The sequence below is a fragment of the Tropicimonas omnivorans genome, from assembly GCF_031846565.1.
GTDB lineage: Bacteria > Pseudomonadota > Alphaproteobacteria > Rhodobacterales > Rhodobacteraceae > Tropicimonas_B > Tropicimonas_B omnivorans.
The window spans coordinates 1,032,987-1,054,368 of record NZ_JAVRHL010000003.1 but is presented as its reverse complement, the minus strand read 5'-3'; the positions used below and the strand labels follow the sequence as shown (position 1 = coordinate 1,054,368).

General features: G+C 67.1%; 16 protein-coding genes. 10 read left to right on the top strand and 6 right to left on the bottom strand.

Annotated elements, in window-relative coordinates; genetic code table 11:
* Nucleotides 1-11 precede the first annotated feature (11 nt).
* Together RM543_RS15660 and mazG are read right to left on the bottom strand one after the other, a co-directional pair.
* Nucleotides 12-1,022 (bottom strand): Fe(3+) ABC transporter substrate-binding protein, encoded by a 1,011-nt coding sequence (locus RM543_RS15660; protein ID WP_311693245.1) that lies wholly within the window; start codon nt 1,020-1,022, stop codon nt 12-14.
* A 72-nt stretch (nt 1,023-1,094) separates the two neighbouring features.
* Nucleotides 1,095-1,904, bottom strand: coding sequence for a nucleoside triphosphate pyrophosphohydrolase (mazG, locus tag RM543_RS15655; protein ID WP_311693386.1), 810 nt, complete (start codon nt 1,902-1,904; stop codon nt 1,095-1,097).
* 465 nt (nt 1,905-2,369) lie between these two features.
* Here mazG and RM543_RS15650 point away from each other — a divergent pair, with 465 nt between their 5' ends.
* The 3 genes from RM543_RS15650 to RM543_RS15640 all read left to right on the top strand — a co-directional run bounded on the left by RM543_RS15650 (nt 2,370) and on the right by RM543_RS15640 (nt 5,677).
* The gene (locus RM543_RS15650) at nt 2,370-4,343 is read left to right on the top strand and encodes a heme lyase CcmF/NrfE family subunit (protein WP_311693243.1); all 1,974 of its coding nucleotides are present in this window, start codon (nt 2,370-2,372) and stop codon (nt 4,341-4,343) included.
* Nucleotides 4,340-4,813, top strand: a complete 474-nt coding sequence (locus RM543_RS15645; protein ID WP_311693241.1) for a cytochrome c-type biogenesis protein — start codon at nt 4,340-4,342, stop codon at nt 4,811-4,813. Before RM543_RS15650 ends, RM543_RS15645 begins: the two co-directional genes overlap by 4 nt.
* 87 nt (nt 4,814-4,900) lie before the next feature.
* On the top strand, nt 4,901-5,677 hold the full coding sequence (locus tag RM543_RS15640) for an enoyl-CoA hydratase-related protein (protein WP_311693239.1): 777 nt from the start codon (nt 4,901-4,903) through the stop codon (nt 5,675-5,677).
* Nucleotides 5,678-5,816: 139 nt separating this feature from the next.
* Here RM543_RS15640 and RM543_RS15635 read toward each other — a convergent pair whose 3' ends face one another.
* Nucleotides 5,817-7,121, bottom strand: a complete 1,305-nt coding sequence (locus RM543_RS15635; RefSeq protein WP_311693236.1) for a citrate synthase — start codon at nt 7,119-7,121, stop codon at nt 5,817-5,819.
* Nucleotides 7,122-7,182: 61 nt separating this feature from the next.
* On the bottom strand, nt 7,183-8,622 hold the full coding sequence (gene gltX, locus RM543_RS15630; RefSeq protein ID WP_311693384.1) for a glutamate--tRNA ligase: 1,440 nt from the start codon (nt 8,620-8,622) through the stop codon (nt 7,183-7,185).
* Between the two features lie 111 nt (nt 8,623-8,733).
* On the opposite strand from gltX, the gene RM543_RS15625 reads away from it, so the two are divergent.
* The 3 genes from RM543_RS15625 to guaB all read left to right on the top strand — a co-directional run bounded on the left by RM543_RS15625 (nt 8,734) and on the right by guaB (nt 12,369).
* Nucleotides 8,734-10,308, top strand: a complete 1,575-nt coding sequence (locus RM543_RS15625) for a ComEC/Rec2 family competence protein (RefSeq protein ID WP_311693234.1) — start codon at nt 8,734-8,736, stop codon at nt 10,306-10,308.
* 86 nt (nt 10,309-10,394) lie between these two features.
* Nucleotides 10,395-10,841, top strand: coding sequence for a hypothetical protein (locus RM543_RS15620; RefSeq protein ID WP_311693232.1), 447 nt, complete (start codon nt 10,395-10,397; stop codon nt 10,839-10,841).
* A 79-nt stretch (nt 10,842-10,920) separates the two neighbouring features.
* Nucleotides 10,921-12,369, top strand: a complete 1,449-nt coding sequence (gene guaB, locus RM543_RS15615) for an IMP dehydrogenase (RefSeq protein WP_311693230.1) — start codon at nt 10,921-10,923, stop codon at nt 12,367-12,369.
* On the opposite strand, the gene aroQ is transcribed toward guaB, so the two are convergent.
* Nucleotides 12,354-12,806, bottom strand: coding sequence for a type II 3-dehydroquinate dehydratase (gene aroQ / locus RM543_RS15610; RefSeq protein WP_311693228.1), 453 nt, complete (start codon nt 12,804-12,806; stop codon nt 12,354-12,356). The two genes, guaB and aroQ, sit on opposite strands and share 16 nt — an antisense overlap.
* Before the next feature lie 96 nt (nt 12,807-12,902).
* Here aroQ and RM543_RS15605 point away from each other — a divergent pair, with 96 nt between their 5' ends.
* Nucleotides 12,903-14,066 (top strand): RsmB/NOP family class I SAM-dependent RNA methyltransferase, encoded by a 1,164-nt coding sequence (locus RM543_RS15605; protein ID WP_311693227.1) that lies wholly within the window; start codon nt 12,903-12,905, stop codon nt 14,064-14,066.
* A gap of 211 nt (nt 14,067-14,277) precedes the next feature.
* Nucleotides 14,278-16,632, top strand: a complete 2,355-nt coding sequence (locus RM543_RS15600; protein ID WP_311693225.1) for a hybrid sensor histidine kinase/response regulator — start codon at nt 14,278-14,280, stop codon at nt 16,630-16,632.
* A gap of 6 nt (nt 16,633-16,638) precedes the next feature.
* On the opposite strand, the gene RM543_RS15595 is transcribed toward RM543_RS15600, so the two are convergent.
* Entirely contained in the window at nt 16,639-17,241 is a 603-nt protein-coding gene (locus RM543_RS15595; RefSeq protein ID WP_311693223.1) for a gamma-glutamyl kinase, read from the bottom strand.
* Between the two features lie 180 nt (nt 17,242-17,421).
* Between RM543_RS15595 and recA the strand changes: the two genes are divergently transcribed.
* Nucleotides 17,422-18,495 (top strand): recombinase RecA, encoded by a 1,074-nt coding sequence (recA, locus tag RM543_RS15590; RefSeq protein WP_311693221.1) that lies wholly within the window; start codon nt 17,422-17,424, stop codon nt 18,493-18,495.
* Nucleotides 18,496-18,687: 192 nt separating this feature from the next.
* Entirely contained in the window at nt 18,688-21,348 is a 2,661-nt protein-coding gene (alaS, locus tag RM543_RS15585; RefSeq protein WP_311693219.1) for an alanine--tRNA ligase, read from the top strand.
* Nucleotides 21,349-21,382 lie beyond the last annotated feature (34 nt).

The window sequence follows — 21,382 nt, the reverse complement described above, 5'->3', positions numbered from 1 at the left end:
GCTAGGAGCCGTCAGCCGTCGAAGTCGACGATCTCCATCAGGCGCACCGCCTCCGCGCGCAGGTCGGCGAGATCCTGCAGGTTCGCATCGTCGGCGTCGAAGCTGCCCCAGCTCTTCACCGTCTCGGACTGGGAGACGCTCTCGTTCACCGGGTATTCGTTGTTGATCTCGGCGTAGAGCTCCTGGCCGTGCGCCGTGGCGAGGTACTCCATCAGCCGCAACGCATTCTCACGGTTCGGAGCGGCCTCGGTCATCGCGACACCGGAGATGTTCACGTGGGTGCCGCCCTCCTCGAAGGTCGGAAAGACGAGGCGGACCGCGTCGGCCCAGGCCTGCTGCTCGGGATCCGACTGCATCAGCGCCATGTAGTAAGTGTTCCCGAGGGAGATGTCGCATTCGCCCTCGCTGATCGCCTTGACCTGCGCCCGGTCATTGCCCTGCGGACGGCGCGCGAGGTTCGCCTTCAGCCCACGCAGCCAGTCCTCGGTGAACTCGGGCCCGTGCTGCTCGATCATCCCCGCCGTCAGCGCGATGTTGTAGGGATGAAGGCCCGAGCGGGTGCAGATGCGCCCCTCCCATTCGGGATCCGCCAGCGCCTCGTAGGTCGTAATCTCGCCGTCCGCCACACGCTCGCGGCTGGCATAGACGGCCCGTGCGCGGGTGGTCAGGGCGAACCAGTCCCGGTCCGGATCGCGGTAGGCGGCCGGGATCGCCTCGTCGAGAACGTCCGACTCCACCGGCTGCAGGACGCCCGCCTGCTTCAGCGCGTCCAGTCGCCCGATATCGACGGTAAAGGCGAGATCGGCGGGGGAGCGCGCCCCTTCGGCGCGCAGGCGTTCCTCGATGCCGGTGTCGATGTAGACCGAGTTGACCTCGATCCCCGTCTCCTCCGTGAAGGTCTCGAAGATCGGGTCGATCAACTCTGGCTGACGGTTCGAATAGACGTTCACCTCCTCGGCCATCGCCGGCAGCGCGGCGCTGCCGATGAGGATCGCGGCGACGGAAATGCGAATGTCGGTCATGGGGAACTCCTCCTCCTGATTCCGACAATTGATGGCAAACCAACGGGCTCGGAGCAAGTAATTCCGATTGTTTTAATCGGACTTTTCCCGCGCCTTCACCTCCGCCCAGATGGCGTCCATCTCGGGCAGGTCCGATTGCGCCGGCGCGCGGCCGCGCGCGCCGAGCTCGTCTTCCACCGCCGCAAACCGGCGCTCGAACTTGGCATTCGTGCGCCTCAGCGCGGCCTCGGGATCCACACCGAGCCTTCGGGCAAGGTTCACCACGGCGAAGAGCAGGTCCCCGGCTTCGTCCTCGATCCTGCCCGCATCGCCGTCGCGGGCGACCTCGGCCAGTTCTCCGGCCTCCTCGACGATCTTGTCCATGACCCCGGCCTCGTCCGGCCAGTCGAAGCCCACGCGGGCGGCGCGGTTCTGCAACTTGAGGGCACGACTGAGCGCGGGCAGGGCGATGGCAACGCCATCGAGAACCCGCGTCTCGCCCCGCGCCCTGCGCTCAGTCGCCTTCTGAACCTCCCAGGCCGCGTTCTGAGCCGCTTCGTCCGCGATCCGCTCGGTGCCGAAGACATGCGGGTGCCGCAGGATCATCTTCTCGGCCGCGATCCGGGCGATATCGCCGAAGTCGAACCGCTCTTCCTCGCGCCCCATCTGGGCGAAGTAGACGACCTGCAGGAGCAGGTCCCCCAGTTCCCCCGGCACCTCGTTCCACGCCGATCGCGCAATCGCATCGGCCACCTCGTAGGCCTCTTCGATCGTGTAGGGCGCGATGGTCGCCCAGGTCTGCTCGAGGTCCCACGGACACCCGTCCGCGGGATCGCGAAGCGCCGCCATCACGGCGAGGAGACGTGGAAGGGGCTCGGCGGGGAGGGTGTCGGGATCGATCATGGCGCAGGAAGAGCCGTGGACGGCGCGGGCGTCAAGAGCCGAGGGGCAGGCGCGATGGTAGGACGGCGCGGCCCGTGGTCCGCCCGCGGCGGCACCGACGGCCAACCGAAGCGCATAGGCGTCATCACGGGCGCCGCCGACGCCCTCGCTCGTCATGCGCAGCGAGTCCTCGGCATCTTCCGCCCGCATGCAACTCTTGCGCACTCCCTTTCTGCCTAGGTCCCGGCCGGTGCGCCTCCACGGCATTTCACCTTTCCCGAAAATACCCCGGGGGAGCCTTCCACGAGGAAGGCGGGGGCGGAGCCCCAAAGGGTCCCGGCCATTTGGAAGGACGCACGATCCGGCCTTCGCACGATCCCCGGCGCCACCCGGTCCCGGCCCCGCTCGCCCGGCGCCGCGTCACGTGCGCGCAGCACGAGCTCGGGCGGCTTCCGCATGGCGCGTGCGGCCTGTAGGCTGCGCCCCATGATCACAGAGCTCGCCCATTTCGCCCTGATCCTCGCCGCCATCGCGGCCGTTGTGCAGATGATCGTTCCGATGATCGGCGCCGCCAAGGGCTGGGCGGGGTGGATGGAGGCGGCCCGGCCCGCGGCTTCGGCGCAGGTCCTGCTGACCGGCTTTGCCTTTGCCGCCCTGATGCGGGCCTTCGTCGTGTCGGATTTCTCGCTCGCGGTGGTCGTCGCCAACAGCCATACCGACAAGCCGATGCTCTACAAGATCAGCGGCGTCTGGGGGAACCACGAGGGCTCCCTGCTGCTCTGGGTGCTGATCCTCGCGCTCTTCGGTGCCACCGTCGCCTGGTTCGGACGGGGGCTGCGGACCTCGCTCAGGGCCCGGGTGCTCGCCGTGCAGGCCTCCGTCGGCGTTGCGTTCTACGGGCTGATCCTCTTGACGTCGAACCCGTTCGAGCGGCTCGCCGTGCCGCCGATGAACGGTCAGGATCTGAACCCGCTCCTCCAAGATCCCGGTCTCGCCTTCCATCCGCCCTTCCTCTACCTGGGCTATGTCGGGCTCTCGATGTCCTTCTCCTTCGCCGTCGCTGCGCTGATCGAGGGACGGGTGGACGCCGCCTGGGGCCGCTGGGTGCGCCCCTGGACGCTGGCCGCCTGGCTCTTCCTCACCGCGGGCATCGCCCTGGGGTCCTGGTGGGCCTATTACGAGCTCGGCTGGGGCGGTTTCTGGTTCTGGGATCCGGTGGAGAACGCGTCCTTCATGCCGTGGCTCATCGCCGGCGCGCTCCTGCATTCCGCCGCCGTCACCGAGAAGCGCGAGACGCTCAAGAGCTGGACCGTCCTTCTGGCCATCCTCGCCTTCGGGTTCTCGCTCCTCGGCACGTTCATCGTTCGCTCGGGCGTTCTGACCTCGGTCCACGCCTTCGCGACGGATCCGCTCCGGGGCAACGTGATCCTCGGGATCTTCACCTTCTTCGTCGGCGGCGCGCTGCTCCTCTATGCCATCCGGGCCCGCGAGATGACCGCCCGCAGCGCCTTCGCGACGCTTTCGCGGGAGAGCGCACTCGTGGCGAACAACGTGCTGCTCGCCGTCGGCGCCTTCGTCGTCTTTGTGGGGACGCTCTGGCCGCTCGCCGCCGAGATGTTCTTCGGCCGCACACTCTCCGTCGGCGCGCCGTTCTTCGACGCGGCCTTCACCCCGTTCATGATCGTGCTTGCGCTCATCCTGCCGGTAGGCGCCGTGCTCCCTTGGAAGCGTGCCACGGGGAAGGCTGTCCGGCCCCTGCGCATCGCAGCCGCCGCCGCATTCCTCGCCGCCGCGCTGGCCTGGACCCTCGGGACCGGCAAGCCGATCCTCGCGCCGCTCGGCGTCGGCCTCGCGGTCTGGGTGATCGCCGGCGCCGCGGTCGATCTCGCGCAGCGTACCGGTCGCGGGTCCTTCGCGCAGCGCGCCGGCCGCCTCCGTCGCTTGCCCGGCGCGGATTGGGGGCGGAGCGTCGCCCATGCCGGATTTGGCGTCACCATCCTCGGCATCTCCGCGCTTTTGGGCTGGCAGGTGGAGGACATCCGCGTCGCGGCGGTCGGCGAGCGCTTCGAGGTCGCGGGCTACGGCGTGACCCTCGACGATGTCACCCAAGGCCGCGGCCCGAACTACACGACCACGATGGCGGACATGCGCGTCGACAAGGGGGGCCGCGAGATCGCCCGCCTTCACCCGGAACGCCGCGTCTATCCCGTCGCCGGAATGCCGACCACGGAAGCCGCCATCCGAAGTGGCATCCTGCGGGATCTCTACCTCGTGATCGGCGCGCAGCAGGAGGGCGGTGGCTGGGCCGTCCGCACCTACATCAAGCCGTTCGCCAGCTGGATCTGGGCGGGGGCCATCATCATGTCGCTCGGCGGCGCGCTGTCGCTCGGAGACCGCCGCCTGCGCCTCGCGGCGATCCGGCGCAAGGCCGCGCCGGCCTCCGGAGTGCCAGCGGAATGAGACACCTCCTCGCCGCTGTCCTGATCGCGCTCGCAACGCTTCCCGCCCTCGCCGTCACGCCGGACGAGATGCTGGAGGATCCCGCCCTCGAGGCCCGCGCGCGGGATCTCTCGACCGGGATCCGTTGCCTCGTCTGCCGCTCCGAAAGCATTGACGAGAGCAATGCGGATCTCGCCCGCGACCTGCGCGTCCTCGTCCGCGAGCGCATCCTCGCCGGCGACACCGACGAGGAGATCGAGGCCTATCTCGTGTCCCGATACGGCGAGTATGTGCTTTTGCGCCCGGACACCTCGGGGGCGAATCTCCTTCTCTGGGCCGCGGGACCGCTGGCGCTCCTCGCGGGGCTCGGCGTGTCGGTGTTCTACATCCGCCGCCAGCGCGGCTACGACGGGGCCGGTGCCACCCATTTCAGTGCCGCCGAGCGCCGCCGTCTCGACGAGCTGACGGAGGGCGAGCAGGACCGGCACTGACGCAGTGTCACACCTCGCGCTCCCTTCCCCTCGAAGCTGCCCTCGGACATCCTTTCCGGCGCAGAAGTCACGCCGGGGGAGGCCGCGATGCAGTACGAGACGATCACCTGGGAGCTGCGCGAGGACGTCGCCATCGTCACCCTCGACCGGCCGGACGTCATGAACGCGCTCGACAGCCGGATGCGCACGGAGATCACCCATGCGGCGACGCGCGCGCCGGACGAGGCGCGGGCGCTCGTCCTGACCGGCCGGGGCCGGGCCTTCTGCTCCGGGCAGGACCTCGCGCAGGGCGCAACGCTCGACACGAGCGATCTCGAAAGCGTCCTGAGGGACGAGTACGAGCCGATGATCCTCGGCCTCGCGAATTGTCCGATCCCGACCATCGCCGCCGTCAATGGCGCTGCGGCCGGGGCAGGGGCCAACCTGGCCCTCGCGGCGGACATCGTCATCGCCTCGGAGACGGCGAGCTTCACGCAGGCCTTCTCGCGCATCGGTCTCATGCCCGATGCCGGCGGCACCTATTGGCTCCCGCGCCAGATCGGGTTTGCGCGGGCCATGGGCGCCGCGCTCCTGGCCGAGCCTGTCCCTGCCGCCCTTGCGGCCGAGTGGGGCATGATCTGGGAGGCGGTTCCGGAGGAGAGCTTCGCCGAGTTCTGGTGGTCCCGCGCCCGCCAGCTCGCGACAGGCCCGACGGCTGCCTACCGGGCGATCAAGACCGCGTTCCGGGAGGGCCTCGCCAATGACCTGCCGGGCCAGCTCGCCGTCGAAGCGCGCCTACAGGGCGAGTGCGGCCGAACCCGCGATTTCCGCGAAGGCGTCATGGCCTTCCTCGAGAAGCGTCCCGCCGCATTCGAGGGCCGCTGACGCCTCCGACCCTGCCGGCCGGCACCCCGGCGACAGCGACGCTCCGGCGAGGCCCCAAATCGTCTCGTGACCCTGACATGAAAAAAGGCCCCGCCAACAGGCGGGGCCTTTTCATGAGCGGATCGACGGGAAGCCGCCCTTAGCGGTTCTCCACCTCGATGTAGTCGCGGGCTCCGGCGCCGGTATAGAGCTGGCGCGGACGGCCAATCTTCATGTGGTCGTCCGTCAGCATCTCTTTCCACTGGGCGACCCAGCCGACCGTGCGCGACAGCGCGAAGATCGGGGTAAACATGGAGGTCGGGAAGCCCATCGCATCGAGGATGATGCCGGAATAGAAATCCACGTTCGGGAAGAGCTTCTTCTCGGTGAAGTAGGGATCTTCCAGCGCCTGCTTTTCCAGTTCCTTGGCGACCTGGAGCGTCGGGTTGTTCTCGATCCCCATCAGCTCCAGCACCTCGTCGGCGCTTTCCTTCATCACCGTGGCCCGCGGATCGTGGTTCTTGTAGACGCGGTGACCGAAGCCCATCAGCCGGAACGGATCGTTCTTGTCCTTGGCGCGGGCGATGAATTCGGGGATCCGGTCGACGGTGCCGATCTCCCGCAGCATCTCCAGACAGGCCTGGTTGGCGCCGCCATGCGCCGGGCCCCAGAGACAGGCGATGCCGGCCGCGATGCAGGCGAACGGGTTCGCACCCGACGAGGAGGCGAGCCGGACCGTGGAGGTCGACGCGTTCTGCTCGTGGTCCGCATGCAGGGTGAAGATCCGGTCCATCGCGCGGGCGAGGATCGGGTCGACATGATACTCCTCGGCGGGCACGGAGAAGCACATCCGCAGGAAGTTCGAGGCATAGTCGAGTTCGTTCAGCGGATAGACGAAGGGCTGACCCATCGAGTACTTGAACGCCATCGCGGCGATCGTCGGCATCTTGGCGATGAGCCGGATAGAGGCGACCTCGCGCTGCCACGGATCGTGGATGTCCGTGCTGTCGTGGTAGAAGGCGGACATCGCACCGACGACGCCGGTCATTATCGCCATCGGATGCGCATCGCGGCGGAATCCGGAGAAGAAGTTCTTCATCTGCTCGTGGATCATCGTGTGGTTGGTCACACGATTCTCGAAATCCTCGAGCTGTTCGGCGGAGGGAAGCTCGCCGTAGAGCAGCAGGTAGCAGACCTCGAGGAAGTGGGATTGCTGCGCGAGCTGCTGGATCGGGTAGCCCCGGTGCAAGAGCACGCCTTCCTCGCCGTCGATGAAGGTGATGTTGCTTTCGCAAGCGGCGGTGGAAGTGAACCCGGGATCATAGGTGAAGATGTCACCCTGGGCGTAGAGCTTGCGGATGTCGATCACGTCCGGACCGCAGGTCGGCGAGAGCATGGGCAGCTCCAGCGACTTGTTGTCGAAGGTCAGTGTGGCCGTTTTCGCGTCCTGTTTGTCGTCGGGCATGGATCGTCCTCTTTCGAATCCGCCGGGGCGGTATCGGTGCTGCAAACGGGGGGCCCTTGGTTCAGCCCTCCGCCGCGTCCTTGAGCCGGTCGATGGTCTCGTCCCGGCCGATCACGAGCATCATGTCAAAGACACTCGGGGTAACTGTCCGCCCCGACAAGGCAGCGCGGATGGGGCCGGCCATCTTGCCGAATTTAATTCCCCGTTCGGCGGCGAAATCGCCGCATGCCGTTTCGAGTGCGGTGCGCTCCCAAGTAGCGTTTCGCAGGTGCGGCGTCAAATCGCCGAGAAGCGCGCGGGCGTCCGGGTCGAGCGCCTTGGCTGCCTTCTCGTCGGGGGTGAAGGGGCGGCTCCCGAGGGCGAAATGCGCTTTTTCAAAGAGCTCGCCGAAGGTCTTGGCCCGTTCCTTCAGATGCGGCATCGCGGCCAGGAAGGCCGCGCGCTGATCGTCCGAAAGTGGCGGCGCCCCGGTGGCCGCGAGATAGCCGTCCGCCTCCTCGACGAGGGCGACGTCCGGTGCGGCAGCGATATGCAAGCCACTGATATGCTCAAGTTTCTTGAAGTCGAGACGCGCGGCGCTCTTGGTGATTCCGGCCAGGTCGAACCAGTCCTTGGCCTGTTCGTCGGTGAAAAACTCGTCATCGCCGTGGGACCAGCCGAGGCGCGCCAGGTAGTTGCGCATCGCCGCCGCGGGATACCCCATGGCGCGGTATTCGGCGGCGCCCGTCGCACCGTGACGCTTGGACAGCTTCTTACCGTCGGGTCCGAGGATCAGGGGGATGTGCGCGAAGACCGGGACGGTCCAGCCCATCGCGTCGTAGATCAGTTTCTGCCGTGCGGCATTGGCGAGGTGATCGTCCCCGCGGATGACATGGGTGACCCCCATGTCGTGATCGTCGACGACCACGGCAAGCATGTAAGTGGGCGTGCCGTCAGACCGCAGGAGGACCATGTCATCGAGATCGCGGCTCGCCCAGGTGACGCTGCCCTGGACGGCATCCTCGATCACCGTCTGGCCCTCGCGGGGGGCCTTGATGCGCACGACGAAAGGCTGGCCCTCCGGGTGCTCGCTCTCGGGCACGTCCCGCCAGGGGCTGGCGAAGTTGGTGGATCGTCCTTCCGCTCGGGCGGCGTCCCGCGCCTGCTGAACCTCCTCGGGGGTCGAGAAGCACTTGTAGGCCGTGCCGCTCTCCAGCATCGCCTTCGCGACCTCGCCGTGCCGCTCCGCCTGAGCGGCCTGGCTGACGGCGTCGCCGTCCCAGTCGAGGCCGAGCCAGGTCAGCCCGTCGAAGATCGCGCGCTCGGCTTCGGGGGTGGAGCGGGCCCGGTCGGTATCCTCGATCCGCAACAGGAACGTGCCGCCATGGCCGCGCGCGAAGAGCCAGTTGAAGAGCGCCGTCCGCGCGCCGCCGATATGCAGCGCGCCGGTGGGCGAGGGCGCGAAGCGGGTGACGACCTCCGTCTGCCCGGTCCCGCCCGTCGCTCTCGTCTCGTCCGTCATGGCGCCGCTCTCCGCTCTGTCCAGGGTCATCTCTGAAGGGCGGTGGCCGCGCCGGCGTTAACCTTGCGCTAACCGGTCCGCCGGTACTCGGGCGACGTGTATGCAAGCGACGTGACAGGAACAAGGGAGGCTCCGGCCGAGGGCGCGCGGCGGACCGGGCCGCACGGGTCAGTGGCGCGCGCGCTTCAGCGCCAGAGGGGGCACCTTTTGCACTGGGCGCCGGTGGCCTTCGGGGTCGGCGTCGCGATCTGGTTCGTGCTGCCCTCGGATCCGGCGCCGGCGGCGCTCGTCGCGGCGAGCCTCGCCTGCGTCGCGCTTGGTCTCGTCGCGGGGCGGGCGGGGCCGGGAGCGCCGCCGATCCTGGCGCTCGCCTTCATTCTCGCCGGCGGCATCGCGGCGGACCTGCGGGCCCGCAACGTTGGCGCTCCCGTCCTCGGCTTTCGCTATTACGGCCCGGTCGAGGGACGGATCGTCGGGATCGACCGCTCCGCCTCGGACGCGGTCCGCCTCACGCTGGCCGAGGTCCATCTCGGTGACCTGCCGCCCGCCCGCACGCCGGAGCGCGTCCGCATCTCCCTCTACGGGCCGCAGGACTATTTCGTGCCGGAGCCGGGCCGCGCGATCATGCTGACCGCCAATCTCTCTCCGCCGAACGGCCCGGCCGAGCCCGGGGGCTTCGATTTCAGGCGCCATGCCTTCTTCGGCCGGCTCGGCGCCGTCGGATACACCCGCACGCCGGTCCTCGCGATGGACGACAGCCGCGACACGGGGCCGTCCGCCTGGATCTTTCGCCTTCGCATGTCGATCAGCACCGGTGTCCGCGACCGGATGGACGGGCCGTCCGGCGCCTTCGCCGCGGCGATCCTGACAGGGGACCGCTCCGGGCTCGATCTGGAGCGGCTGGAGCATCTGCGCGCGTCCAACCTCGCGCATCTTCTCGCGATCTCCGGGCTGCACATGGGCCTTCTGACAGGCGTCGTTCTCGGCGCGATCCGGCTGGGCCTCGCCCTCGTGCCTTACGCCGCGCTGCGCTGGCCCTGCCGGAAGATCGCAGCGTCCGGCGCGCTGGTGGCGGCGGCGGGATATCTGGCGCTCTCGGGCGGGTCGGTCTCGACCGAGCGGGCCTTCGTGATGGTCTCCGTGATGCTGGGTGCCGTCCTTCTGGAGCGTCGTGCGATCTCCCTCAGGGCCGTCGCCATCGCCGCGCTGATCGTCCTCGCGCGGAGGCCCGAAGAGCTGTTGTCGCCCGGCTTCCAGATGTCCTTCGCCGCGACGACGGCCCTCGTCGCCATCTTCGGCGGCTTGAGACGACTGCCGGAGATCGGCCCGCGGATGCCGCGGATCACGGCCCCGATCCTCGCGACTGTCATGTCCTCCGCCATCGCCGGCGCCGCGACGGCCCCCTACGCCGCCGCGCATTTCGGGCGCCTGTCCGATTACGGGCTGATCGCGAACCTCCTCAGCGTGCCGGTGATGGGTCTTCTCGTCATGCCGGCGGCCGTTCTGACCGCCTGCCTCTGGCCTCTCGGCCTCTCGGGGATCGGGCTCGGCGTGATGAAACTGGGCCTCGTCTGGATCCTTCGCGTCGCCGAGACCGTGTCCTCCTGGCCGGGCGCGGTGACCGCGGTCCATGCGCCCGGCCCGGCGCGGTTCTCCCGCTTATCACACTCGGGGCGCTCTGGCTGATCCTCTGGCAGGGACTGGCGCGCCTCGCCGGCCTGCCGCTGCTGGCCGCCGCCCTCGCGCTCTGGTGGGGGACGGAGCGTCCGCCCGTGCTGATCGCCGCGTCCGGGGGGCTCGTCGGGATCATGGGGGAGGAGGGGCGCGCGCTGTCGAAACCCGTCGGGGACGGGTTCGTCGCCTCGATCTGGCTGGAGAATGACGGCGATACCTCGCTTCAGGACGCCGCCGCCCGTCGCCCCGGCTTCACCGGTCGGCCGGGGGAGCTTCGTGCGGACCTGCCCGGCGGGCAGACCCTTGCCGTCGTCACCGGCCGGGGGAACGCCGCCCGCGCCGAGGCCGCCTGCGATACGGCCCATATCGTCGTGACCACCGCCACGGACCCGCCCCGCGCCGGCCCCTGCCTGATGCTGGATCCCGAGGCGCTTGGCCGCACCGGGACGCTCGCCCTCTGGCCGGACGGGCAGGGCGGATGGCTCCCGGTCTCCGCCCTCGGCGGCGCGCGACGAGCGTGGTCGGGACGGGCCGCGGCGGATTGACCGAAGCGGAGGGCCTTTCACCCGGCCGGGCATCGTGCAATAGGGACGCGCCAATTGATACCGTCCCGAGGAGCGTGAGATGGAGATTCGAGAGGCCCTGACCTTCGATGATGTGCTGCTGGTGCCCGCGGAAAGCCGCGTGCTTCCCTCCACCGCCGATGTCGGGACATACGTCACCCGCTCCATCCGCCTGAACATTCCGGTCCTGAGTTCCGCGATGGACACCGTGACCGAGGGACGCATGGCGATCGCCATGGCGCAATCGGGCGGCATGGGGGTCATCCACCGCAACCTCACGCTGGAACAGCAGGAGGAGGAGGTACGCCGCGTCAAGCGTTTCGAGAGCGGCACCGTCTACAACCCCGTCACGCTGACACCCGACCAGACCCTGGCCGATGCCAAGGCGCTCCAGGCCCGCTACAACGTCACCGGTTTCCCCGTGGTGGACGCCTCGAGCCGTGTCGTCGGCATCGTCACCAACCGGGACATGCGCTTCGCCTCGGACGACAAGACGCCCGTCTCCACCATGATGACCTCGGATCGGCTCGCGATCCTGACCGAGCCTGCGGATCTCGACGAGGCGCGGTCGATGATGCAGGCCCGCCGGATCGAGAAGCTTCTCGTGGTGGACGCCTCCGGCAAGCTCACCGGGCTTCTGACGCTGAAAGATCTGGAAAAGGCCGTCCTCAATCCCAATGCCTGCAAGGACCGCCTCGGGCGCCTGCGCGTCGCTGCCGCGACGACGGTCGGAGATTCGGGTTTCGAGCGCTCCGAGGCGCTGATCGATGCCGGCTGCGACATGATCGTGGTGGACACCGCGCACGGCCATTCCGAGGGCGTCGCCAAGGCCGTCGAACGGATCAAGCGGCTGTCGAACGACGTTCAGGTCGCCGCCGGCAATGTCGCCACCGCCGAGGCCACCCGTGCGCTGATCGGCGCCGGGGCGGACGCGATCAAGGTCGGCATCGGGCCGGGATCCATCTGCACGACGCGGATGGTCGCCGGTGTCGGCGTGCCGCAGCTCACGGCGGTCATGGATTGCGCCTCGGCGGCGGGGGATACGCCAATCATTGCCGATGGCGGCATCAAGCTGTCCGGAGATTTCGCCAAGGCGATCGCCGCGGGCGCCTCCTGCGCCATGGTCGGATCGATGATCGCCGGCACGGACGAGAGCCCGGGCGAGGTCATCCTGTACCAGGGCCGATCCTACAAGACCTATCGCGGCATGGGCTCCCTCGGCGCCATGGCCCGCGGCTCGGCCGACCGGTACTTCCAGAAGGATGCCGCGACGGACAAGCTCGTTCCCGAGGGCATTGAGGGGCAGGTTCCCTACAAGGGCTCCGCTCAGGCGGTGGTGCACCAGCTCGTCGGCGGCCTTCGCGCGGCGATGGGATATACCGGCGCGGCGACCGTCGAGGAGATGCGCCGCAACTGTTCGTTCGTCAGGATCACAGGGGCGGGCCTGAAGGAAAGCCACGTCCACGACGTGACCATCACGCGGGAGAGCCCGAACTACCGGATCGGTTGAGGGCCGGCCGGGGCGAGGGTGCAGATCCGCCGCACGGCGGCGGCATAGCCTTCCGTTCCCAGCCCGGCGATCACCCCGTCCGCACGCAGACTGACATAGGATGTGTGGCGGAAGCTCTCGCGGCGGTGGATGTTGGAGATATGCACTTCCATCACCGGGCCCTCGAAGGCGTTCAGCGCGTCGAGAATGGCGATCGAGGTGTGCGAATAGGCGCCGGGATTGATCACGATCCCGGCCGCTTTCTGCCGCGCCTCCTGGATGCTGTCGATCAGGACGCCTTCGTGGTTCGACTGCATTGCCTTCAGCGTGAAACCGTCGGCCAGGGCCTCCCGCGCGATCCGTTCCACGTCCACGAGCGTTTCGGCGCCGTAGATCTCAGGCTGCCTCTGACCGAGCAGGTTGAGGTTGGGCCCGTTCAGAAGGAAGATCGTCTTCATGTACCACTCGCTTTTCATCTTCGCCTCGCTCACTGGCCGGTCGGGGCCGCGTCTGTCAAATGAAAGACCGCTCCGCCGCGACGCCGGGGGGAGGTCGTGACCCCGCCGGCGCGCGCCGCGGCCGCCGTCGAGATACTGGATCGCATCCTCGCGGGAGGTCCCGCCGAGAAAGAGCTGACCAACTGGGCGCGCCGCAGCCGCTTCGCCGGCTCCAAGGATCGCGCAGCGATCCGTGACATCGTCTTCGACGGTCTGCGCAGGCGACGCTCGGCTGCGGCCCGCGGCGGCGGCGAAACCGGCCGCGGGATCGTCCTCGGCCTCCTGCGCGAACGGGGCGAGGCGCCGTCCGACTGGTTCACCGGCGGGACGTATGCTCTGCCGCCCGCCACCGACGAGGAACTGTCCGCGACGGGTCCTGTCACGGAGGCCGAGACGCTTGACGTTCCGGATTGGCTCATGACCGATCTGCGCCGGTCTTTAGGTGAGGATTATTCCCCCGTTCTCAATGAATTACGGGCAAGAGCTCCGGTAACCTTGCGAGCAAACATCGCCCGGATGGACCGGGCGGCCGCTCAGGCGAGGCTTTCGGAAGAGGGGATCGAAACCGAGCCTCATCCCTTATGCACAACAGCGCTACGCGTAACAGAAGGCGCCCGCAAGATACGGAATTCGAACGCATTTATTGATGGTCTCGTCGAGCTTCAGGATGCCGCCTCGCAAGCTGCCGCCGCCATGATCCCCGTTCCGGAGCACGGCGCCATCCTCGACTATTGTGCGGGAGGTGGTGGCAAGGCGCTCGCGCTGGCCGCACTCGGCGCCACCATCGTCGCCCATGATGCGGATCCGATCCGTATGCGTGACATTCCGGAGCGTGCGACACGCGCGAAGATCGGGTCGAAAGTCACTGTCGTGAAACGAATTTTGGAGGGTGAAAGGTACCCTGTCGTGGTCCTCGATGTGCCGTGTTCGGGCAGCGGCGCCTGGCGTCGTCAGCCGGAGGCGAAATGGTCCCTGACCCCGGATCGGCTCGATGAACTGAAAGATGTCCAGGCCGGCCTTCTGCGCCGGGCCGCCGCGCTCTCCTCGGGTGCGATCGCCTATCTTACCTGCTCGCTGCTGCGCGCCGAGAACGAAGAGCAGGTCGCACAGTTCGTCGGTGACACGCACGGCTGGACCATCCGGGAGGAACGCCGCTTCAGTCCGCTCGAGGGCGGAGACGGGTTTTACGCGGCAATCCTGGTCAGGGAGAGCGGGGCTTAAGACTCCGTTAACACTTCGCGCGTCATATCGGCAGGGACCACGTAGCTTCGGGAGAGGTCCCTTGACTGTTGTCCACGCCGCTCCTGCCGGTCTTGCGGATCGCTTCCCAAGGTTTCCAGCCCTTGCCAGTGCGGCATTTGCCGCCTGCGTCGCGGCGTATCTCCTTCCGCCGGGGTTCGCAGCACTTTGCGCGTTGAGCGCGGCGGGTGTCATGGCCGCGCTCATGCTCCTGCGCGCCGTCATCCTCGCTCTCGCGCAACGCGATGTTCCTGATACGGCGTCTCTCTCGCGTCTCTTGGGTAACGATGCCGTTCCGGTCTTCGTAACGCGCTCGGATGGAATCATCGCCTTGCGAAATCCCGCTGCTGAACATCGGTTCGGGGGCAAGGGCGAGACGCTCGCCCGCGCTCTTCGAGGGACTGTCGCAGACCCCTCCGCGCTCCTGTCGCGCCTCTCGCTTTCGATCGCGGCGTCCGGCGCGGGCCGGGAAGACATCGTCGGCACGCGCGGCCACCTTCGCATGGCGGCCCATGAGATCGGGGGCGGCATGACCCTCTGGCGCATCGAGGATCTGTCGGAAAAATCCGGTTCACGGTCCGCTGAGGGCATTGGCCTTCCCATGATGACGCTGGGCGATTCGGGCGCAATCCTGTTCCGGAACGCCGCGATGCGTCGCCTCGTCGGTGCCTCGGCCCGCACCGTGGATGCGATCTTCGATGATCTGCCATTGCAAAGCGGCGCGCAGCACAATGTGCGCACGCCGAATGGCAGCGTCCGCGCCCGCATCGTCGAGATCGGCACGCCGAACGGGCGCCGGGAGGTGTACCTCCTTCCGGCGCAGGACGATCCGCTGGGCCCGGAGGAGGCCGCTTCGCTCGAGATGCTGCCCGTTGCGGTTCTGCGACTGTCGCAGGAGGGGCACGTCCTCGGAGCCAACGATCTCGCTCGCGGTCTGATCGGGCCCGAAGCCGGTCCGGGCGCGAATTTCGCCGAACTGGTCGAAGGCCTCGGTCGCCCGGTCAACGAATGGCTGCGGGACGCCGCCAGTGGCCTGACGCGGGGATCACCCGAGATCCTGCAATCCCGCCGCGGCGAAAAGAAGTTCGTCCAGGTGACCCTCAGCATCCCGCCCGGCACGGCCGGCCTGACCGCTGTCGTGATGGATGCGACCGAACTCAAATCCCTCGAAGCCAAGTTTACGCAAAGCCAGAAGATGCAGGCCATCGGCCAGCTCGCCGGAGGAATCGCGCACGATTTCAACAACCTGCTCACGGCCATCCTCGGGCATTGCGAACTCCTTCTCATGCGTCACGATGCTGGGGACGCGGAATACGCGGATCTGGTCCAGATTGAACAGAACGTGAACCGAGCGAGCAGTCTCGTCAGCCAGCTCCTCGCGTTTTCTCGCAAGCAGACCATGCAGCCGGAGCGGATCGACCTGCGGGATGTACTCTCCGACCTCGTCCATCTGCTCAATCGTATCGTTGGGGAACGGGTTTCACTGACCTTCGCACAGGCTGAAGATCTCGCTTCGATACGGGCGGACAAGCGGCAGCTCGAACAGGTGATCATGAACCTCGTGGTGAACGCGCGCGACGCGATGCCGGAGGGCGGCGAGATCTGCATAGAGACCGAGGCGCTGACCCTGACGGAACCCATGAGCCGGAACCGTGCGACTGTTCCGGCTGGGCGATACTGCGCGGTTCGCGTAAAAGACCATGGCGTCGGCATCCCCCTCGACAAGCTTGAGCAGATCTTCGAACCCTTCTTCACGACCAAGCGCGCCGGCGAAGGAACCGGCCTCGGGCTGGCAACCGTTTACGGGATCGTGAAGCAATCCGGCGGCTATGTCTTCGTCGATTCGGCACTCGGGTCCGGGACGACATTCCTTCTTCTGTTCCCTGCATGCGCCCCGGCTGAAGCGACCGCGCCTCCTCCGCTTGATCTGACACCGAGCGAGGTTTCGAGCTCCGTCGAGGAGCAGATGATGGAAGCGCGCGTGGTCGAGGCGGTCGAAGGGGCGATCAAGAACATCTCTTCGGCGGCCGATGCCAGCCGGACGGAGCCAGACCCTCAGGAGCTGATGCCAGCGGCCATTCCAGCCATCGATCCCCCTCAAGTCATCCACGACAGTTTGACGCAATCATCGATATCTTCAGGCATGATGCGAGACGGGACGTCCCGACCCGTGCCGGGAACCGATCTGGGCAAGATCCTTCTCGTCGAGGACGAGGCTCCTGTCCGTGCGTTCGCGTCCCGCGCCCTTCAGATGCGAGGTTACGAGGTCATCGAGGCGCGCAACGCCGAAGAGGCCCTATCGCGGCTCGAGGACCCGGCGCTCGAGATCGATCTGTTCGTCACCGACGTCGTGATGCCGGGTCTCGACGGTCCGACCTGGGTGCGGCGCGCGCTCGCAAACCGCCCGGGCACCGGCGTCATCTTCGTTTCCGGCTATGCCGAGGAGCCCTTCGCCGAGGAGCGCAGCCGCATTCCGAACTCGACGTTCCTGTCCAAGCCGTTCTCTCTGAACGAGCTTACCGAGATGGTGCGCCGACAGCTGCACTGACGGGACCTATTTCCTCATTGTCGCGGCGTGCAGCTCGATGTCGAACGCCAGGCTTTCCCGAAGTCGCTTTCGGAGCTGGTCAGGCAAATCAAGCGGGCGTTCGGGGGAGGCGTTGCGGATAGGTGGGGTCACCCCGGCAAGGCCGACGCGGTCTTCGAGGAAATCCAGCAGCTCGTCCATTCGCTCGTAGGCAAACAGATGATCCACGGCGATCCGGCCCCTGTTGTCTTGGAGGAACCGCCCCTGCGACCCCACGGTGGCGTAAGATGGCTGCGCATCGGACAGATACCCCTCTGCAAAGGTCGCAAAGTCCATCCCGGCCGTACTGTTCGGCGTTCCGAGAATGTCCCCGCGGGTCCTGTAGCGGTACCAGCTTCCAAGCCAGTCCACCGGTTCCCGGATCACCGCCACGCTCTTCAGCCGGGCCTGATCCTCGGGGGCGAAGAGCGGCAGGATCTTCCGCCGAAACCATCCCAGCGGCATGTGTTTGGTCAGCGGCGGGTGGCGGAAGACGATGTCGGCGCGCTGGGAGAACGCTTCCTCGAGCGCCTGCGTACCGGTCTTCGGCACCGCCAGGAGCACCAGCCCCGCATCCCAGAAAATCACCATGGCGCTGCCCTCGGGTTCGGATCGCGGATTTACTCTATCTCAACGTGTGCCGGGCGAAAATGGAGCGTGACAAAGATCTTGAATATGGTCGTGGGCGATGGCATCTGGGGATAGAACAAGTGGTGAACACGGGCAGTCATTGCCGCCCCGCGCGGCACATGGGATAAGGACGCGACAGAAATGGCCACGGCGAATATTTTCGATATGACGGACAAGCGCGCGAACGAAAAGCAGAAGGCCCTCGACAGCGCACTGGCGCAGATCGAACGCCAGTTCGGCAAGGGCTCGATCATGAAACTCGGCGGCGAGAACGCCTTGCCCGAGATCGAGTCGACATCCACCGGCTCTCTCGGTCTCGATATCGCTCTCGGGATCGGCGGCATCCCGAAGGGCCGGATCGTGGAGATCTACGGCCCCGAGAGTTCCGGCAAGACGACGCTGACCCTTCACTGCGTTGCCGAGGAGCAGAAGAAAGGCGGCGTATGCGCCTTCGTCGATGCCGAGCATGCCCTTGATCCTCAATACGCCCGGAAGCTTGGCGTCGATCTCGATGAGCTCCTGATTTCGCAGCCGGATACCGGCGAGCAGGCGCTTGAGATCACGGACACGCTGGTGCGCTCGGGCGCGGTGAGCATGGTCGTGGTCGACTCGGTCGCGGCGTTGACCCCGAAATCAGAGCTCGAGGGCGACATGGGCGACAGCTCCGTGGGCGTGCACGCGCGCCTCATGAGCCAGGCGATGCGCAAGCTCACAGGATCCATCTCCCGCTCGAAGTGCACCGTGATCTTCATCAACCAGATCCGGATGAAGATCGGCGTGATGTTCGGCAGCCCCGAGACCACGACCGGTGGCAACGCGCTGAAATTCTACTCCTCCGTACGCCTCGATATCCGCCGGATCGGCTCCATCAAGGACCGGGACGAAGTGGTCGGCAACTCGACCCGGGTGAAGGTGGTCAAGAACAAGGTCGCGCCGCCGTTCAAGCAGGTCGAGTTCGATATCATGTACGGCGAAGGCATCTCCAAGACCGGCGAGCTTCTCGACCTCGGCGTGAAGGCCGGCGTGGTGGACAAGTCGGGTTCGTGGTTCTCCTACGGAGACGAACGGATCGGGCAGGGCCGCGAGAACGCGAAGACCTTCCTGAAGGAGAACAAGGCGACGGCGCAGGAGATAGAGGAAAAGATCCGCGCCGCGCATGGACTCGATTTGCACATGTCCGACGAGGGCGGCAGCGACGATCTCGTCGAAGGCTGACGCATCGGGAGCGCCGGCCGATCCGGCTCGGCGCTCCCATTGCCAAAGTCTGCGACCGGTCCGTCCCCGGTCGCCGGCACGCCGGCTGATGTCGCAACGCTCGCCGCGCCGGAGCCAAGCCGGTAAGCACGATGTGGACACCCCCGAGCGCCCCCGTTATTGCTCTGCGGCGCAAACGCGGAGGGAGCCACGATGCCCAGCCTGAACGATATCAGGACGACTTTTCTTGATTATTTCGAGCGGCAGGGCCACCGCGTGGTTCCGTCCTCGCCGCTCGTTCCGCGGAACGATCCGACGCTCATGTTCGCCAACAGCGGCATGGTGCAGTTCAAGAACCTTTTCACCGGGGCCGAAACGCGGGACTACACTCGCGCAACTACGAGCCAGAAATGCGTCCGCGCTGGCGGCAAGCACAATGATCTGGACAATGTAGGCTACACCAACCGGCATCATACCTTCTTCGAAATGCTGGGAAATTTCAGTTTCGGGGATTACTTCAAGTCGGATGCGATCCCATTCGCCTGGGAGATGGTGACCCGCGAACTCGGCATCGACAAGAGCAAGCTTCTGGTGACGGTGTACCACACCGACGAGGAAGCGGCCGAGCTCTGGAAGAAGGTGGCCGGCCTGCCGGACGAGCGGATCCTGCGCATTTCCACCGATGACAACTTCTGGACCATGGGGCCCACCGGCCCGTGCGGCCCGTGTTCCGAGATCTTCTACGACCACGGCGAGGACTTCTGGGGCGGTCCGCCGGGCAGTCCGGAGGAGGATGGCGACCGGTTCATCGAGATCTGGAATCTCGTCTTCATGCAGTACGAGCAGTTCGAGGACGGCACGCGGCGCGATCTGCCGAACCAGTCCATCGACACCGGAATGGGGATCGAGCGGGTCGCGGCGCTGCTTCAGGGAACGAACGACAATTACGCAACCGACCTGATGCGCGCGCTGATCGAGGCATCCGCCCATGCGACATCCTCCGATCCGGACGGGCCGGGACGCACGCACCATCGCGTCATCGCCGATCACCTTCGTTCCGCGTCCTTCCTCATCGCGGATGGGGTGATGCCGTCGAACGAGGGGCGCGGTTATGTTCTGCGCCGGATCATGCGCCGCGCCATGCGCCATGCGCATCTTCTGGGCGCGGCCGATCCGCTCCTGCATCGCCTCGTGCCGGAACTCGTCCGCCAGATGGGCGGGCATTACACCGAGCTCGGGCAGGCCCAGTCCCTGATCCGCCAGACGCTGGAAGCGGAGGAAACGCGCTTCCGCCAGACCCTGGACCGGGGCCTGCGGCTTCTGGATGACGAGCTCGACAAGCTTGCGCCCGATGCGACGCTGCCCGGCGGGACGGCCTTCAAGCTCTACGACACCTACGGGTTTCCCCTCGACCTGACTCAGGATGCGCTCAGGGAGCGCGGCCGGCAGGTGGAAACCGCCGGCTTCGATGCGGCGATGGAGGAGCAGAAGGCGAAGGCGCGGGCGGCCTGGTCCGGCTCCGGAGAGGCAACCGATGCGCGCGTCTGGTTCGAGATCGCGGATCGCGTCGGCGTCACCGAGTTCCTCGGTTATGACAGCGACAGCGCCGAAGGTCAGCTCGTCGCCATCGTCAAGGACGGCGCCGAGGTCGAGCAGGCGGAGGAAGGCGACAGCGTCGTGCTGATCTTCAACCAGACCCCGTTCTACGGTGAATCCGGCGGCCAGATCGGCGATACCGGAACGGTCGCCGGGATAGAGGGCACCGCGAGCGTCGTCGATACCAAGCGGGCGGCTGGACTCTGGCTCCATCAGGCCGAGATCACCTCGGGCACGTTCGCGCTCCACACCGGGGCCGAACTCATGGTGGATTCGGCACGTCGGAACGATATCCGGGCGAACCATTCCGCGACGCACCTGCTGAATGAGGCGCTCAGGGAGCGGCTTGGCGATCACGTTGCGCAGCGCGGGTCGCTGAACGCGCCCGATCGGCTGAGGTTCGATTTCAGCCACGGCGCGGCGTTGTCAGACGAGGACAGGTCCGAGCTGGAGGCCGAGGTGAACCGGCTCATCCGCCAGAATTCAGCCGTGGAGACCCGGGTGATGACGCCGGACGAGGCGCGTGCGCTCGGCGCTCAGGCGCTTTTCGGCGAGAAATACGGCGACGAGGTTCGCGTCGTGTCCATGGGGCAGGGCGAAACGGGCAAGGGCTGGGACAGACAAACCTACTCGATCGAGCTTTGCGGCGGCACCCATGTGCGGCAAACCGGCGATATCGGACTCTTCGTCCTTCTGGCGGACAGCGCCTCGTCTGCCGGTGTCCGCCGGATCGAGGCCCTGACCGGTGAGGCCGCACGGCGTTACCTTGCGGATCAGGACCGCAAGGTGGCCGAGATCGCCGGCGTCGTGAAGGCGTCTCAGGCCGAGGTCGTGGACCGGGTTCGCATGCTCGTCGACGAGCGGCGCAAGCTGCAGGCCGAAGTCGCCGACCTGCGCAGGCAGGTTGCCATGGGCACATCGTCCGGCGGCGGCGAAGCGTCGGCGGCACCCGTCAACGGCATTCCCTTTGCGGCGCAGTCGCTTCAGGGCGTGACCGGTAAGGACCTGCCCGGGCTCATCGACGAGATGAAGGCTCGTCTCGGCTCGGCCGCGATTCTGCTGGTGGCGGATGCCGGCGGCAAGGCGGCGGTCGCGGCCGGCGTGACGGCGGATCTGACGGAAAAGGTCTCCGCGGTGGATCTGGTGCGCGCGGCGGTCGCCGAGCTCGGCGGCAAGGGCGGCGGCGGCCGGCCGGACATGGCGCAGGGCGGCGGTCCCGATGCCTCCCGCGCCGATGACGCGATCGCTGCAGCGAAGAAGCATCTCGAAGCGATCTGACCCGGCGGTGGACACGCTGGCCGATCTGATTTCG

Bases quoted from the DNA above. Each gene is read 5' to 3' on its own strand.
- RM543_RS15595 (WP_311693223.1), bottom strand. From the start codon at position 17,241: ATGGTGATTTTCTGGGATGCGGGGCTGGTGCTCCTGGCGGTGCCGAAG.
- RM543_RS15650 (WP_311693243.1), top strand. From the start codon at position 2,370: ATGATCACAGAGCTCGCCCATTTCGCCCTGATCCTCGCCGCCATCGCG.
- recA (WP_311693221.1), top strand. From the start codon at position 17,422: ATGGCCACGGCGAATATTTTCGATATGACGGACAAGCGCGCGAACGAA.
- alaS (WP_311693219.1), top strand. From the start codon at position 18,688: ATGCCCAGCCTGAACGATATCAGGACGACTTTTCTTGATTATTTCGAG.
- gltX (WP_311693384.1), bottom strand. From the start codon at position 8,622: ATGACGGACGAGACGAGAGCGACGGGCGGGACCGGGCAGACGGAGGTC.
- RM543_RS15645 (WP_311693241.1), top strand. From the start codon at position 4,340: ATGAGACACCTCCTCGCCGCTGTCCTGATCGCGCTCGCAACGCTTCCC.
- mazG (WP_311693386.1), bottom strand. From the start codon at position 1,904: ATGATCGATCCCGACACCCTCCCCGCCGAGCCCCTTCCACGTCTCCTC.
- RM543_RS15600 (WP_311693225.1), top strand. From the start codon at position 14,278: ATGGCCGCGCTCATGCTCCTGCGCGCCGTCATCCTCGCTCTCGCGCAA.
- aroQ (WP_311693228.1), bottom strand. From the start codon at position 12,806: ATGAAGACGATCTTCCTTCTGAACGGGCCCAACCTCAACCTGCTCGGT.
- RM543_RS15640 (WP_311693239.1), top strand. From the start codon at position 4,901: ATGCAGTACGAGACGATCACCTGGGAGCTGCGCGAGGACGTCGCCATC.
- guaB (WP_311693230.1), top strand. From the start codon at position 10,921: ATGGAGATTCGAGAGGCCCTGACCTTCGATGATGTGCTGCTGGTGCCC.
- RM543_RS15660 (WP_311693245.1), bottom strand. From the start codon at position 1,022: ATGACCGACATTCGCATTTCCGTCGCCGCGATCCTCATCGGCAGCGCC.
- RM543_RS15635 (WP_311693236.1), bottom strand. From the start codon at position 7,121: ATGCCCGACGACAAACAGGACGCGAAAACGGCCACACTGACCTTCGAC.